The sequence below is a fragment of the Rhodococcus sp. P3_B8 genome (assembly GCF_056402775.1).
Map to the genome: position 1 here is coordinate 1 of NZ_JBFUGT010000020.1, position 15,072 is coordinate 15,072.

A 15,072-nucleotide genomic window follows, 5' to 3' on the forward strand; every position below is an offset into this window, starting at 1 on the left:
GGCGTGGGTGCACTGGTACAACACCGGCCGGCTCATGCATCGTCTCGGGCGGATCCCACCGGCCGAGTACGAAGCCAAGTACTACGCTGAACACCGTGCCGATCAACCGGTCGCACACAAATGACAGTGTGTGCATGAGACCCGGGATGGTTCATGGCGTGGGAGGGGCCGGGGTGGTCGGTGACCGGATCTGCAGGCGGCCGCCGCGCATCGACCACCGGACCGGGCAGCGCCCGGCGACCGTGTCGTCGTGGGTGCTCACGACCAGGGCGGCGCCGAGCATGTCGACGGTCTCGAACAGCACGTCGAGGACCTCGGCGCCGGTGCGGTGGTCGAGTTGCCCGGTTAGCTCGTCCGCCAGCACGAGCTGCGCGGTGCCGGCCAACACGCGGGCGAGCGCAACCCGGTGTGCTTGCCCACCGGACAGTTCCTCCGGAAGCCGCCCGGCCAGCGGTTCGAGCCCCAGCCGAGCCAGGGCGGTCCTCGCCCGCGCCCGGGCCGCGGTGTCCGAGCAGCCGGCCAAAACTTGAGGGAGCGCCACGTTTTCAGTGACGTCGAGGGCCGGAATCAGGCTCGGGGCCTGAAAGACCACCCCGATGCGGGTGCGGTCGCGGCGGGGATCGGCGCCCAGCCCCGGCCAGGAAATGTGCCCCGCGCTGGGGGCGTCGAGGGCCGCGAACAGGTGGATCAGGGACGATTTCCCCGAGCCGGACGGGCCGGTCAGGGCGATGCGGGCACCGCGGTCGATGTCGGCGCTCACCGAGTCGACCGCCACCCGCGCGGTGCGCCCGGACCCGAAGACCCTGCTCAGATCCCGGCACCGCAGCAACGGCCCGGCCGCGGCACTGCCCGGCCGGGTGCTCATCACAGCACCCGGCCGTCGACGAGTTCGATCACCCGGTCCGCCCTCGCCCGCACCGCCGGGCTGTGACTGGCGACCAGCACCGCTGCCCCGCGTCGGCACCACGCCCGCAGGAGTTCGAGCACCGCATGTTCGGAATCGGGATCGAGCTCCCCGGTCGGTTCGTCGGCGAGGACCACCGCGGGATCGTTCGCCAGGGCGACGGCCAGCCCGGCGCGGGCCGACTCGCCACCGGACAGCGAGGACGGATACGAATCGGCCGCCGCTGCGAGCCCGAGCCGCGACAGCAGATCAGGCACCGGCACCCGGCGGACAGGAGCAACCAGTCGACGTACCAGGTGCACGTTCTGGGCTACGGTCAGGTGTTCGAACAGGTTGTCCTGCTGAAACAGCACCCCGATGTGATCGGCGCGGAGTCGGGCGCGGACGGTCTCGGGTCGATGGCTGAGCGCTTCGCCGTGCACGCGCACCATGCCGCCGTCGGGCTCGGCCAGGCCCGCCAGACACGCCAGCAGCGTGGACTTGCCAGATCCCGAAGGGCCCGCGACGGCGACCATCTCACCCCCGCTAACCCCCAGCGACACTCCGCGCAACGCCAGCGTCTCCTCGCCGGCGGCGCGGTAGAACCGGTAGAGCTCCACGGCGCTGATCACCGCAGCTCGGGGGTCGGCGGTCACGAGGTCCACCGGACGGAATCGGTGACCGTGCGCCACGGATCGACGTTGTCCGCCCCGACCGGACCCGACAACGTCACGGTCACCAGCTGGCCGTCGCGGAAAAACTCGTACCGCTCCACCTCGTCCGTGACGGACTTCCCCGAGACGGGATTGGTCGGCCCGGCGATCCGGTAGGTCGCCTCCACCGCAGTGCCGGCCGGCCGGGTCACCGACGTCACGGTGCCCGACACATATCCGTCCGCAGAAGCGAACTGTTGATCGACGTCCTGTCGCACCGCGGTCTCGGACGGAGCCGTCGCCGCAAACTCTGAATCGACGGTAATCGCGTTCAATTTGTCGGTGAACGTCACCGCCGGTCCCGCCGTCGTCATCGCCCACCCCTCGGGCACCTTGACCGCGAACCCGGGAAACGGGGTCACCTCGACAAAGGCCTGATCGTCCGGAATATCGCCCGGCGCGGCCACATCCGGGGCGGGCGTGGTCGGGCCCGCACCCGAGCAGCCGGTCACCAAGGCCGCCGTGACAACCCCCAGGGCGGCAACCACCGACAGCGTAGCCACCCAACTATCTCGTGCACTGATCATCGATGCCTCCCATCGGCGGCACATCTACCCATCAGGGTGCGCGGATGATGCTGTGGACACGCTGAGAACCATCGCCCCGGCCGTATCGACCTCCCCAGCGCACCGGACCACCCACCTACGTCCACTACCCACCCAGTGGCAGCAGTGAGACCCGCCAGGCGCGACGTGTCAGGCAGGTCAACGTACGCCGACAGCACGACGGCATTACCGTGCTCGTCCCCTTTCGTCCTGTCGACGTCACCGCCTCTCAGCGTGCCTTCAGCAAGATCCCCCTACGGTCAGGGTTGTGACCGAGACGACGAGCTCTGCCAGCAAAACCCGGCGCGTGATGCTGAGCAAGGTCCCCGAGATCACCGTGTGGTTCTGGATCATCAAGATCCTGTGCACGACCGTGGGTGAGAGCTTCGCCGACTGGATCAACATGACCTTGGGTCTCGGCCTGAACACCACCGCGCTCATCTTCACGGTGATCCTTGTCGCGGTGCTGGGATGGCAACTGCGGCTGAACCGGTACGTGCCGTTCGTCTACTGGCTGACGGTCGTCGTGCTCAGCGTGACCGGCACGCTCTACACCGACATCCTCACCGATGACCTGGGCGTCCCGCTCGCGGTGAGCACCAGCGCCTTCGCGGCGGTCCTGGCCGTCGTGTTCAGCGTGTGGTTCGCCCGCGAGCGGACACTGTCGATCCACAGCATCGTCACGACCCCGCGAGAGGTGTTCTATTGGCTCGCAGTACTGGTCACCTTCGCCCTGGGCACAGCAATCGGTGACTGGATACTCGAGCTCACCGGCTGGGGACCCGGCATCTCGGTACTCCTACCGGCAGGCCTGATCGCCTTGATCGCGATCGGCTGGCGACTCGGCGCAAATCCGGTCCTGTCATTCTGGCTGGCGTACATCCTGACTCGCCCGCTGGGTGCGAACCTCGGCGACTGGCTCGCGTCCCCCTCGACCGATCACGGACTCGGTTGGGGTACCGCCCTGACCAGCGCGATCTTCCTCCTCGCGATCCTCGCCACCGTCATCTACCTCACCCTCACCCGCAGCGACGTCATCGAAGAGCACGAACGGACTTTCGCCCCGACCGTCACCACCACTCCGGCCCGCGAGCGGCTCATGCTCGGGTACTACGCCGCCGTTGCCGTCGCCACCGGCGCCCTGCTCATCTGGGCCGCCGGGCAGCCGCACGCAACCACGGCGAGCGAGGAGGAAACCGGCACCGACCCCGTCACCGAGACACTCACCCCGGGGCAGGTGACAGCACATTTCCCGCCGACTGAGGTCGCGAAGTTCCGCACCATCGCCGAGGACACACTCACGACAGTGCAGGCGGGTGACCAGACCGACGCGACCGCCCGGATCAAAGACCTCGAGACCGCGTGGGACGACGACGAGGCGACCCTACGCCCCCTGGACGAAACCGCCTGGACCGTCCTCGACGGCCGGATCGACAACGTCCTCAAAGCAGTGCGGGCGAGCACACCCGACACCGCGACCGAGACACAGACTCTCACAGCACTATTGACCGAACTTCACTGAGACCGCCGATGCGGCCATGGCATGGTCCCCGCCACCAGACAACAGAAAAGCCATCCCCGACGTCCGCGTGAATAGTCGGTGCCGGTCTCAGCATCCTCACAGGGAACGGTTGCCACACTCATCCCATTCGATTCACCACCACGATCTTGGGCGAGGCCCGGAACTCACCCTGCCCTTGGGTGGGATTGTCGGCGAACTGACACCACCGGAGTCGCCCAGATACCGTCCGACGCATCGCGACGCCCGACCATCCCGAGTACATCGACGACCGCACACAAAACCACGCAACATAACCCATTTGTCCCATTCTTCGCGGGAGAAACAGGGAGCATCCCCGGACGCGACAGGCACTGTTCAGATTCCGTTCATTTCCGGTTAGAGAGCAGACTTGTTGCATCCCTATGGTTCTCGTGCATCCTCGAAGCGGCCGCAGTCGGCGCCGCCCTCCCAGCAAAAGGAACAATCACGCATGAAGATGACCAAGTTGATGGCTGCCGCAGCCATGACCATCGCGTCGATGGGCATCGCGGCCGGCACCGCCTACGCCGATCCCGCCCCCGCCCCCGCCCCCGGTGTCGGATGGAACGTCACCAGCAACGGGAACCAGGTCATCGTCGATACCGCAGCCGGTTCGCTGAGCAACGAGAACAATCACCTCGTAGTACGTGACGCCGCAGGAGCCCTCGTCGATTCGGTGCCGTTGGCGATCGCCGTCGACGGCGTCAGCCATCCGGTCGCCGCTCAGATCGACGGACACACCGCAACCCTCACCACCGACACCAGCCCGGCCGCCGCTACCCCGGTCAGCCTCCCGCTCCAGCAGGTCGACCTGCCTGCCGCTGTCGCAAACGTCAAGGACAACATCACCCTCACCGCGGCGGTCGGCGGATTCCTCGGCGCCGCGAGCGGTTTGGTCGGCGGTTGCCTCCTCGGCGCGATCGCCGGCGGTATCGTTTCCGCACCCGCTGCGCTGCTCTTCGGAGCGGGACCGGTGGCGGGATGCATCGGTGGGGCGTTGCTCGTCGGCGCGGGAGCATCGCTCGCCGGCACCGCAATCGGCGGTCTCGGCGCGCTGGGAGCGAACGCACAGCCATTCATGACCTTGCTGAACCAGCCGCCAGCCGCCAAGAAGTAGTCAGCACAAGCGGGTTCCCGGATACGCGAAAATTCTATTCCCGAAGCATCGCCGGTCCCCACTCCGGGACCGGCGATGCAGCTCTACCGGGGGTGAACGCATGACCCGAACGGCCTCGAAGCACGGCAGGACCGGTCACAGACCTGCGCCTCTCGAGCATCGCCGGCCATCTCTGCGCACACGCCGCCCACGATCACGACACAGCCCGGATCGCCGACCTCGAACAGGGGCCCGGAACGTGCGCAGAGAGAACCTCCACAATGTTCAATCTCGCCGTAGCAGCCATGGACCTCAGCCGCGCCGATCGATACAGACTGTCGCGTCTGGCTACCGCTCGTTCTTGCAAAAGCAGCCACCTTCGCCGCTCGGTACCGGGCACGGAAGAACCGAACCGACCGGTCTCAGGTCCACAGATTGGATTACGGTTCTGGTTGCGGCGGGTGGGGTATTGCATGTCCCCATCTGCAGCGTCTTCTCAGCGTTGCATCCGGACGATTGCGGGTGTACGGCATCCGTGTCAGGCGACGATCCCCATCGTGACGGATAACCCGCACCGACACGCGCCAGGCGCTTGTCCCACGACCCCGAGTCACGCTCAAAACGTCTACCGCCGGCGCGGCCGCCGCTTCCCGCAGCCCGACAGTGACCCCGCCCAGACGTTCGAATTGTCGGGCCGACGAGAAGGACGATTTCAACGTCGGTATGCGGCCCAGGACATCGCAATTACCACATATGCGAGCAACATTGCCAGCGCTGCCGCGACGACCAGGACCACGCGACACAGCGTCACTTTCATTGCCCCACCCCGCCCCGAACGCGTGGTCCCCTATCCGGGCCGTCCGGGATGCGAAGGAGATCGTCGTCGCTGTCCTTGATGCTCATCGTTTCCCTACTACGGCGGCGAACCTGGTGGGCGCGGTCCGGTGTTCCATTCTGGCCCAGGCCTCGTCGGCGGTGAACGGTCCGAATGTGCGACACGCTCCGTCGTGTCGGTCCACTTCAACCACCCAGTACTCGGTCACTTGGAGGGCTGCTACAGCGACGGCGGTGTCAGTCATCGGTGTTCCTTTGCAAGAGTGAAGCCTCGCGATTGTGTCAAGATTCATTGTCCGCCTATGTGAGCGTGCAGGACGAGCGTCGGCATTCTGATGCGAAACACCGTTTGCGATCCTCATAACTCCCGGCACATCGACGAACTCGACGCGGTACGCTGCCGATGCACCGGACTGCAGCACCCACAATGGAGCGGTCGTCGAACTCCACCGCCGCCGCACCCCGGGCATTAGGCATCGCGGAATGCCCCGGTGCGGCGCCTGCCCAGGGGTGCGATGATGAACGGATGCTCGCTCTCATCGGCTTCCTTCTGGTGGTGTGGTTGGTGTGTGTCGTCCTCGGGCTGGCGGTCAAGGGATTTCTGTGGCTCGCGGTGATCGGGATTGTGCTGTTCGGCGTGACCGCCGGGTTTGGCTGGCTCAAACGCAACACCCGCACCTGACCTCGCCGCGACCAGCCCCTCCGGTGCTCGATCAGCACCCGCCGGCAGGCCGGCCGGCCGGCCGTGGCGACGCTCGCAGGTGCCCACTTCGTGGTCAAGGATGAGGAGTTATGCCCACGCTGCCCGGGCTCGGCTCCCCCGACGATGCCGACCACCGACCCCAGACCTCTACACATCTAGAACCCTCCGGCGGCGACACCGATCCGGTGCCCGACGCCGAAGCCTTCGCCGCACGATCAGCACCCCCCACCAACCCCTCGGCCGCCCCGGGGCCCGGTTCAACCGGCACTCCCCCTTCTTCATCGGCGCCACCGGCGCCGCGGGGGTCGCCCTGACCTACGGTCTCGTGCACCTGCTCATCACCGCACAGTCGATCCTCATCCTGATCGGGTTGGCACTCTTCCTCGCCCTGGGACTCGACCCCATCACCTCCTGGCTGGTTGACCGCAACCTGCCCCGCTGGCTGGCGGTGGCCGTCGTCTTCACCGTCGCGCTCGCGTTCGCGGTGGGCTTCTTCGCGGTCGCGATCCCCCCACTGGTAACCCAAACCGAACAATTGATCGACCGAGCACCGGACTACCTGCCCTCGTCGCCATCCCGATCGCTGCCGCCATCCACCTGCTCGTCGAGGAAACCGTCTTCCCCCGCCTCGACAGCACCTGAGCCCGTAGTCACTGCTGCAGTGACGCGGCCGACCTACTGGCTGGACTCGTCCTGAGGTGGGTTCAGTGATGCCTGGCATCTGTTCGGCGGCATTGACAACGTCTGCAGCAGAGCGTCCGGAATTGGTTCGAGCCCGGGTTACTTGGGGCTCTTCGGTCGCGGCCGTCAGGGGTTGACGTGGCGGCGGGCGGCATCGAGTTCGTCGGGTGTGCCGAGCGCGATGAGGATCGTTCCGGCTTCCAGGTAGATACTGGGGGCCGGATTGGCGATGAACTGACCGGAGACAGCGCGTATTGCGAGAAACAACGCGCCGCTCGTCTCCTGGAGTCGCATCTGCGCGAGGGCGTGCCCCACCCAGGGTGAAGTCGGGTCGACGGTGATCTCCTCCATGCGGTAGTCCAGGCTGTCGTCGTGCATCACCACGTCGAAGAATTCGGCCACGTGGGGTTGCAGTGCAAACGATCCCATTCTGCGGCCGCCGATCAGCTGCGGGTTGACCACCCGGTTGGCGCCGGCGCGCATCAGTTTGGACATCGACCCCTCGTTGCGGGCGCGGGCGATGATGATCAGGTCGGGGCGCAGCGCCCGGGACGAGAGGGTGACGTAGACGTTGTCGGCGTCGGTGTCGAGCGCGGAAATCAACGCGTGCGCATGCGCGATGCCGGCAGCTTCCAGGATGTGGTCGTCGGTGACGTCGCCGATCACGGTGGGGTGCTCGAGATCTCGCAGTCGCTCGGGATCGCGGTCGACGACCACGATCTCACGGCCGAGCGTGTCGAGATACTGCGCGCTCGCCGTGCCCACTCTTCCCCATCCGCAGATGATGATGTGGCCGGTCATCCGGCTGATACGTCGGTCCATTCGCCGTCTTTCCATGTGCTGGCGCAGGTGGCCTTCGATGAGCGCCTCGAGGAGGACGCCGAACATGTAGAGCGCGGTGCCGACCCCCGCCAGGATGAGAATCATGGTGAATAACTGTCCGACGCCGGTGAGCGGGTGTACCTCGCGGAATCCGACGGTCGTGATCGTGGTGACGGTCTGATAGAGCGCGTCCTCGGCCCCGAAGCCGAGGATGAGGTAGCCGGCCGTACCGACGACGACCACCAGCACGAACGCCAATAGCGCTCGACCGATCCGACCCAGAGGGCTCACCTCCCTGATTCTTCTCCTCGGACCAGCCGGGGTGAGGGCATTTGGGGCATCGCTTCACCTCCCGGCGACCGGGATGTCCGGTATGGGCGTATTGCGTGTGGAACATTCTGCGCCCCTGCCGATCCGGGCAATGCGGACATGGGCGGCCTCCGTCGCGCTGTGCGGGTAGCGGCGTGGCACGCTTTGTCCGCAGCACCGCCGGTGCTCAGTGGTTGTGGTCGGGCGGGTCGGAGGACGGGTGCGGACGTGGCAGAGAGGTCATCGGCATCGTCGGTGAAGCGGCGGGCACGGGCCTGGTTGCTCGCGGACGTCACCGAGGAACCGGCCGGGCATCAGGGTCCGCACCGGACGGCGTCGAAACAAGAGCACAAACATCCCTGGTGGAAGGTGATGTGCCTGACCGGTGTCGACTATTTTTCGACGCTCGGCTACCAGCCCGGGATCGCCGCTCTGGCGGCCGGAACCCTGGCCCCGCTGGCGACCGTCGTGCTCGTCGCGCTCACCCTGCTTGGCGCCCTGCCGGTCTACCGGCGGGTGGCCCGCGAAAGCCCCCGCGGGGAAGGGTCCATCGCGATGCTCGAGAAACTCCTCCCCCAATGGGGCGGCAAACTTTTCGTGCTGGTACTGCTCGGGTTCGCCGCCACCGATTTCCTGATCACGATGACCCTGTCCGCCGCCGATGCCAGCGCGCATCTGATCGAGAACCCCTTCACCCCGCACTACTTCTCTGAGCACGCGGTCGCCGTGACGCTGGTGCTGTTGGCGCTGCTGTCCGCGGTGTTCCTGCGCGGGTTCACCGAGGCCATCGGCATCGCCGTCGCCCTGGTCGCCGTGTACCTGGCACTCAACCTGGTGGTCATTGCCACCGGACTCTGGCACGTGCTCACCGCCCCGTCGCTGATCACCGACTGGACCTCGGCGATGACCACCGAACACGGCAACCCGGCGATGATGATCCTGCTCGCGTTGATCGTCTTCCCCAAACTCGCCCTCGGCCTGTCCGGCTTCGAGACCGGGGTCGCCGTGATGCCCCAGATCCAGGGCGAACGCGGTGACACGGACACCGATCCGGAAGGCCGTATCCGCGGCGCCCGCACACTGCTGACCACGGCCGCGTTGGTCATGAGCGGGTTCCTGCTCACCTCGAGCGTGGTCACCACCATCCTGATTCCGGAGGACGAGTTCCAACCCGGCGGGCAGGCCAACAGCCGCGCCCTGGCCTACCTGGCCCACCTGTACCTCGGCGAGGCCTTCGGCACCGTCTATGACGTGAGCACGATCTTGATTCTGTGGTTCGCCGGCGCCTCGGCGATGGCGGGGTTGCTCAATCTCGTTCCGCGCTACCTTCCCCGGTACGGGATGGCGCCGGCCTGGGCGCGGGCGGTCCGCCCGCTGGTGCTGGTCTTCACCGTGATCGCGGTGACCGTCACCGTGTACTTCGACGCCGACGTCGATTCCCAGAGTGCCGCCTACGCCACCGGTGTCCTGGTGCTGATCACCTCGGCCACCGTCGCCGTCACCCTGTCCGCTCGCCGCCGCGGTCAGCATCGCCGGGTGATCGCCTACAGCGCTATCGCCGCCGTGTTCGCCTACACCACCGTCGCCAACATCGTCGAACGCCCCGACGGGGTGAAAGTGGCGGGATTCTTCATCGCCGCGATCATCGTCGTCTCCTTGCTTTCCCGGATCTCCCGGTCCTTCGAGCTGCGGGCCACCTCCGTCGAGTTCGACGAAACCGCCCTCCGATTCCTCACCGAGGCCGCCGCCACCGGCACCGTCGACATCGTCGCGCACGACACCGACCGCCTCGACGAGGACGAATACCGCGACAAGGAAACCCAGCAACGGGCCGAAAGCCATATCCCCGAATCCGACTCCATCCTCTTCCTCGAAGTGAACGTCACCGACTCCTCCGACTTCAGCACCGACCTCGTCGTCCACGGCCGCCAACGCGACAAATACCGGATTCTATGGGTCGACAGTCCCGCGATCCCCAACACCATTGCCGCCGTCCTGCTGCGAATCCGGGACATCACCGGCGTCAACCCGGATGTGTACTTCGAATGGACCGAAGGCAACCCGCTCGTCAACCTGCTCCGGTTCCTGTTCATCGGCGAAGGGGAAGTCGCCCCGGTAGCCCGAGAAGTACTCCGGCGAGCAGAGCCGAATCGGCAGCAGCGACCGCACGTGCATGTCGGTTGAGGTTCTGTAAACCGGGAGAGCCGGGCGCATCAACCTTTCGCACCCCGGCCCGGACGAACAGGGACCTCCAGGGTCCTCGCGGGGCGCTCTCTGTCACTGGCCCAGGCTGCTGCTGACAAGACCATGCGTGTTGCGACGACCGCTGGAATCCGCCAAATTTTTGCTTGGGTACGTGCGGTGACGCACCACCGTCCTCGGACGAGGTCCCACCCGGCGCGCGGGCATTTAGGATCGGGCGATGCCCCGGCTTTCCGCAGACGTCCGCCGCACCCAATTGCTCGAGGCGGCCCTCGCCGTCGCCGAGGACCGCGGAATCGGGGACGTGTCTCTGCGCCGGGTTGCCGGGGCCGCCGGAGTGTCCCTCGGGTTGCTGCACTACCGGTTCGCCGACAAGGACGAGCTCATCACGGCGATGGCCGATGCCCTGATCGGACAGATCAGCGACGGTTTGCGGCTGGCGTTCGGACAGATCGCCGGCGCCCCTCACCGCCACGGCGTGGCCGGGCTGCGGCGGGTACTGCAGACCGGATCGGGGCCCTGATACCGATTCTCGAATCCCCCGCCGGACGGCAACTACTCACCTACGAGATCACCACCACGGCGCTCCGCCGCCGCGACACCGGAGACAGCGCGGGCGGGCAGATCGCCGACCGCCAATACCGCACCATGGACACCGAAGCAGTCGCGTTCCTCCGGCGGTGCGCGGAGCGGACCGACACCACCTGGCGCATCCCCGTCGCCGTCGTCGCCCGCTCCGCCCTGGCCGGGTTGGATGGGCTGGTGTTGCGGTGGCTGGTCGACCGGGATACCGATGCCCTGATCACCGGCCTCGACGACCTCACCGCAATGATCACCGTTAACGCGATCGCATCCCCCACCGATGCAACACAGGCGGTCCGTCCTGGTCCCTCCGTCGTTGATGGTCAGGTCCCAGATCTGGTGCGGCACCGGCGGATATCACCGCATCCTCCCGGTCCTCCACAACCATGAGCCCGGTCGGGCCAGCTCCATGGCGGAACTGCTCGCTGGCTCGTCGAACCTTCGGCCGGCCACCGCCGCCAAACGGCGGGGAAACCCGCGACCAGGATGTGTCCACCGGACGGAACTGAGCCGAGCGTTGACCATAGACGACCTGACCAGGGGCAGGTCGCCGATGTGACGCGGACAATGGGAAGCAGGGCAACCCAGCACCGGCCGAAAGGCGAACCGATGAATCGGGCGGAAACCGCGGTCCGCCGAATCGACCGCTTCCAGCAACGCCACGCGATCCTCGCCGTCCCGTTCGCGGTAGTGCAGAAATTCGGCAACGACCAGGCCGGCGGCAAGGCCACCATCATCGCCTTCTACGGGCTTTTCGCCGTCTTCCCCCTCCTGCTGCTGTTCTCCACGATCCTCGGGTTCGTCCTCGCCGGGCACCCCGACCTCGAACAACGCATGATCAACTCCGCCCTGGCCGACTTCCCCATCCTCGGCACCCAACTCCGCAGCTCCACCCACCCCTTGCGAGGCAACGGCTGGGCCCTCGTCCTCGGTGTCCTCGGCGCCCTCTACGGAGCGCAGGGCATCGGGCAGGCCGCCCAGAATGCCATGAACACGGTGTGGAACGTGCCGTTCAAGGACTGGCCCGGGTTCGTCGGCCGCCGGGTGCGGGGACTGACGATCCTGGTGCTCCTCGGGATCGGGGTCCTGGCCTCGACCACCCTGATCGGATTCGCACCCCGGTTCGGCCCCCTCTCCGACGCCTGGGCCTCGGCCGCCGCTGCCGGGGTCAACTTCCTCGTCTTCCTCGTCTGCTTCACCGTCCTGACCTCGGCGACCGTGCGAGTACGCGACGTGGCCGTCGGGGCGGTGTTCGCCACCGTGTTCTGGGAAATCCTGCAACGCGTCGGGGACTGGTTCGTCCGCTACACCATCAGCCACTCGACCGATGTGTACGGATTCTTCGCCATCGTCCTCGGCCTGCTGTCCTGGCTGTATCTCGGCGCCCGGCTGACCCTGCTCGCCGCCGAGATCAACGTTGTACTCCGCTACCGGCTGTGGCCCCGATCGATGACCCAACCCCCGTTCACCCCGCAGGACAAAACCGCGATGGTGCTGCTGGCGAAGATGGAGGAACGACGCCCCGAGGAAACCGTCGACGTCGCATTCACCCCCGAAGCCGACCGTCAACCACTCGACGAACCAGGCAAGACCAAACCCGCCCCCAACCGACCCCCTCCCTGAACACCCGACAGAGCACCGACGCCCAGAGCGTTACCCAGGCCATCACCAACGAACTCATCGCTGACCTTCTCCCCCATGGCGGGCACCTCGACTGTGATCAGCGAGCCTCGGACTGGCGGCTGACTCCCCTTGGGTGCTGGCCCACATCTCCTTCAATCAGCTTCCCGGGCGGTACCTTGAACAGCGTCGGCATCAGAGCCGAGATCACCGCCGCCGAAACCGCGATCGCCGCCGGCGGCCACCCGCCAGCGTTGGCCCAACCGCTGGAAGGCAGCACTGAACGCCTTCGAGATTACCTTCGACGGACGCCTGTCCGCCGGACGAAAGTAGCTAGAAATCAACCAGTTACACCGTTATCTGTACAGACCCGCCAGCCGGCGATTCACCGAAGGCATCCCTCATCCTCGGGGTACCCAATCCCCGCGTTGGATTCGGTCGCTCGTTTCGAGCCTCGTACTTGGCGCGGTTGACCCTCCATCAATCCGGCGATCCGCCCGTGGCGAAGGAACCACCAGAGTTCGGATGGATGGCACTGGCCGGAATCGCTGCCGAAGGCGTGTCTCAGTTCGACGTGAGGTCGTCGCTCGATACAGACACCGGAGGTGTCGGAACCGACGGAGTCGTCCTTGCGGTGCTCCGCGCGCGGTGGAGAGAGGCCCGTCGCCGTAACCCTTGCCAGTGGCGAGACAGTCCCCATCCATCATCCAAGCCTGCGGCCCGAGCGCCCGAGATGAAAGGCCCTTGAGGAGTTATCGGGTAGGCGTCTGGCAAGACGGTGGGGGCCATTTGATCGACCCCTGCGGAGCGGTACCTAACCACCTTGCATGCGCTCTTGTGTTGCGCCGCGCGGTGACATGGCAAGGAGTTGCCCGAGATCGCTCCGCTAAACGGATCGGTGACCGTCACCGATCCCCTTGCGAGCCAGGTTCCCGGTTGCAGTTCAGCCGTTCGGGAAGTCGGCCAACTGCTGATATTTCTCAAAGGCGGCTTCCTGGTCGCCGTTGTTGTACAAGATCTGCGACATCTGCCCGAAGAGCATGCCCGCCCGCTCGACGGCGTGAAAGACCATTTCACCGAGCACCGTGGCATCCCCCACGCCGCGGACACCAACGAAGACGTCCCAGAGTTGCTGGCCGGGCTGTTGTCGTGGGCTGGGATGTTCTTGGTGAAAGCGGACTGCATTCTCCGATGCGAGTGCGGGGTCGAGGATCTGCCACCGACCGATCCCGCCGAGAACGGGTGCGATCACTTGATCGAGCGCGGACACGTAGGCGGCGGCATCGCCCTGCGTGGCATTGATCTGGAATCCGAATTCGAGGACGTCGGCTTCGTCGAAGGGATCCGGCGGGGCCGGAGGTGTGTCCCATACGTGCCTGCGTAAACGTCGGCGCCTCCAACGGGCCCGAGATCCGAAGCAGTTGTCTCCACCAAGCACAGCATGAGGTGCCCGTAGAGAGCCGCCAAGCGCGCCTGCCTTGCGAAGATCTCAAGGATCTTCCGGCCAGTGCGATGGTCAATCTGCAGCAGCACATCGAAGTCCGCGATCGCAAGGACGGTTCCCGCCGTCGCAGGGTCGCTGCCGTAGCTGAAAGTCGCGACATCACTCAGGACGTCGTCGAACGCATCGAGATTCTTTCCGAAGTAGTCCGGGAACGACATCGATGCTGCGAACGCGGCGTGCATGCACTCAACGGAGGTCCATCCCAGAGCATCGAACTCGTGCACCAGTTAACCGAGGTCTGTGAGTCGCTTGCACGCGCTATCGAGCTGGAACCGAGTGGCGCACCGGAACACGAACCCTGACTGCAGGAGCGTCCAGTCGAACCGCTGCCGCTGGTCATCGAACAGTTCCTGCTCAGTCGGATCGAACACCACGGTGCGCGCCATCCACCGAGCGTATGCGTATCTGACTGCAACCGATCGATTCAGTGACCGGTCAGCGATCCGCTCACGGGATCGCCAACCACTCCCCGGTGTGGGTGTTAGGGCGTCCTGATCGCCGTCGCGGCCAGGTGCATCGGCACGGCCCGTCTCGCTTCGTAGTGACTGAGGAAATGCCACGGTCTTGAGACAGATTGCTGTGGCCACGCCGTCAGACAAGCAACAAGTCCGCAGAGCGCAGCGTCTCGAAATGCCACTGGCAGCAAGACCCCTACAGGAGCATCTGTAGGGTCTCGAGTTCGGTGGCGGAATCTCACGGTTAGTGGCGGGCCGGTGGCGGATCCGCCATCGTTGTGAGACACGCCCATTTCGAATGTCGGGTCAACAGGTCGCCGGGGTTGATGATCGATGGTGAGGCTGCAGTGGTGCGGCCTGCTTCGGTATCGAGTTTGTCTGATGGCCGTTGATCTTGATCCGCGCCCGCCCTCTGTTGTGGCGAGTGTCCGTCGCAGGGCCGATGGTGCTGAGTCCGCGGATGATTGGGACGATGTAGCGGGTGGTGTGTCGGCGGCGGTGTGTTCGGCGCCGGTGGTGATGTTGGCGAGGGCTGCGGGTGCGTTCGGATCCGTGGTGGCCGGCGAGGTGACCGGATTGTTCG

The 15,072-nt window shown here is 66.1% G+C and carries 13 protein-coding genes and 1 pseudogene; 7 read left to right on the forward strand and 7 right to left on the reverse strand.

All coding sequences use genetic code 11. From position 1 onward, the window contains the following. Positions 1 to 151: 151 nt before the first annotated feature. The 3 genes from AC1D1G_RS10590 to AC1D1G_RS10600 are packed head-to-tail and all read right to left on the reverse strand — an operon-like array spanning position 152 to position 2,099. Complete coding sequence (locus AC1D1G_RS10590; RefSeq protein WP_477951994.1) at positions 152 to 865, reverse strand: ABC transporter ATP-binding protein; 714 nt, start codon at positions 863 to 865, stop codon at positions 152 to 154. Next, on the reverse strand, positions 865 to 1,539 hold the full coding sequence (locus tag AC1D1G_RS10595; protein ID WP_477951995.1) for an ABC transporter ATP-binding protein: 675 nt from the start codon (positions 1,537 to 1,539) through the stop codon (positions 865 to 867). The genes AC1D1G_RS10590 and AC1D1G_RS10595 overlap by 1 nt, the downstream gene beginning before the upstream one ends. Next, the gene (locus AC1D1G_RS10600; protein ID WP_477951997.1) at positions 1,536 to 2,099 is read right to left on the reverse strand and encodes a hypothetical protein; all 564 of its coding nucleotides are present in this window, start codon (positions 2,097 to 2,099) and stop codon (positions 1,536 to 1,538) included. Before AC1D1G_RS10600 ends, AC1D1G_RS10595 begins: the two co-directional genes overlap by 4 nt. Before the next feature lie 310 nt (positions 2,100 to 2,409). Between AC1D1G_RS10600 and AC1D1G_RS10605 the strand changes: the two genes are divergently transcribed. Further along, positions 2,410 to 3,663, forward strand: a complete 1,254-nt coding sequence (locus AC1D1G_RS10605; RefSeq protein WP_477951998.1) for a COG4705 family protein — start codon at positions 2,410 to 2,412, stop codon at positions 3,661 to 3,663. Between the two features lie 469 nt (positions 3,664 to 4,132). Beyond that, positions 4,133 to 4,798, forward strand: coding sequence for a DUF8020 domain-containing protein (locus tag AC1D1G_RS10610; protein WP_477951999.1), 666 nt, complete (start codon positions 4,133 to 4,135; stop codon positions 4,796 to 4,798). 878 nt (positions 4,799 to 5,676) lie between these two features. Here the strand turns inward: AC1D1G_RS10610 and AC1D1G_RS10615 are convergent. Continuing rightward, positions 5,677 to 5,856, reverse strand: coding sequence for a hypothetical protein (locus AC1D1G_RS10615; protein ID WP_477952000.1), 180 nt, complete (start codon positions 5,854 to 5,856; stop codon positions 5,677 to 5,679). A gap of 281 nt (positions 5,857 to 6,137) precedes the next feature. On the opposite strand from AC1D1G_RS10615, the gene AC1D1G_RS10620 reads away from it, so the two are divergent. Continuing rightward, positions 6,138 to 6,293 (forward strand): hypothetical protein, encoded by a 156-nt coding sequence (locus AC1D1G_RS10620; RefSeq protein WP_477952001.1) that lies wholly within the window; start codon positions 6,138 to 6,140, stop codon positions 6,291 to 6,293. 346 nt (positions 6,294 to 6,639) lie between these two features. Further along, positions 6,640 to 7,011: an AI-2E family transporter gene (locus AC1D1G_RS10625; protein ID WP_477952002.1), complete on the forward strand. Its 372-nt coding sequence runs from the start codon at positions 6,640 to 6,642 to the stop codon at positions 7,009 to 7,011. 110 nt (positions 7,012 to 7,121) lie between these two features. Here the strand turns inward: AC1D1G_RS10625 and AC1D1G_RS10630 are convergent, their stop codons facing one another. Continuing rightward, complete coding sequence (locus tag AC1D1G_RS10630) at positions 7,122 to 8,108, reverse strand: potassium channel family protein (RefSeq protein WP_477952003.1); 987 nt, start codon at positions 8,106 to 8,108, stop codon at positions 7,122 to 7,124. 390 nt (positions 8,109 to 8,498) lie between these two features. Here AC1D1G_RS10630 and AC1D1G_RS10635 point away from each other — a divergent pair, with 390 nt between their 5' ends. The 3 genes and pseudogenes from AC1D1G_RS10635 (at position 8,499) to AC1D1G_RS10645 (ending at position 12,533) form a co-directional block, all read left to right on the forward strand. After that, positions 8,499 to 10,310 carry an APC family permease gene (locus tag AC1D1G_RS10635; RefSeq protein ID WP_477952116.1) on the forward strand — a complete coding sequence of 604 codons (1,812 nt, stop codon included), beginning with the start codon at positions 8,499 to 8,501 and terminating at the stop codon, positions 10,308 to 10,310. 238 nt (positions 10,311 to 10,548) lie between these two features. After that, positions 10,549 to 11,177: pseudogene (locus AC1D1G_RS10640) on the forward strand (TetR/AcrR family transcriptional regulator); the annotation flags it as partial. 342 nt (positions 11,178 to 11,519) lie between these two features. Next, positions 11,520 to 12,533: a YihY/virulence factor BrkB family protein gene (locus tag AC1D1G_RS10645; RefSeq protein ID WP_477952004.1), complete on the forward strand. Its 1,014-nt coding sequence runs from the start codon at positions 11,520 to 11,522 to the stop codon at positions 12,531 to 12,533. Between the two features lie 940 nt (positions 12,534 to 13,473). On the opposite strand, the gene AC1D1G_RS10650 is transcribed toward AC1D1G_RS10645, so the two are convergent. Further along, a complete protein-coding gene (locus tag AC1D1G_RS10650) occupies positions 13,474 to 13,800 on the reverse strand; it encodes a hypothetical protein (RefSeq protein WP_477952006.1) in 327 nt (108 codons plus the stop codon). Beyond that, positions 13,779 to 14,258 carry a barstar family protein gene (locus AC1D1G_RS10655; RefSeq protein ID WP_477952008.1) on the reverse strand — a complete coding sequence of 160 codons (480 nt, stop codon included), beginning with the start codon at positions 14,256 to 14,258 and terminating at the stop codon, positions 13,779 to 13,781. Before AC1D1G_RS10655 ends, AC1D1G_RS10650 begins: the two co-directional genes overlap by 22 nt. Positions 14,259 to 15,072: the final 814 nt, after the last annotated feature.

Coding starts and splice junctions, on each gene's coding strand:
- AC1D1G_RS10610 (WP_477951999.1), top strand. CDS start 4,133: ATGAAGATGACCAAGTTGATGGCTGCCGCAGCCATGACCATCGCGTCG.
- AC1D1G_RS10645 (WP_477952004.1), top strand. CDS start 11,520: ATGAATCGGGCGGAAACCGCGGTCCGCCGAATCGACCGCTTCCAGCAA.
- AC1D1G_RS10590 (WP_477951994.1), bottom strand. CDS start 865: ATGAGCACCCGGCCGGGCAGTGCCGCGGCCGGGCCGTTGCTGCGGTGC.
- AC1D1G_RS10635 (WP_477952116.1), top strand. CDS start 8,499: ATGTGCCTGACCGGTGTCGACTATTTTTCGACGCTCGGCTACCAGCCC.
- AC1D1G_RS10620 (WP_477952001.1), top strand. CDS start 6,138: ATGCTCGCTCTCATCGGCTTCCTTCTGGTGGTGTGGTTGGTGTGTGTC.
- AC1D1G_RS10615 (WP_477952000.1), bottom strand. CDS start 5,856: ATGACTGACACCGCCGTCGCTGTAGCAGCCCTCCAAGTGACCGAGTAC.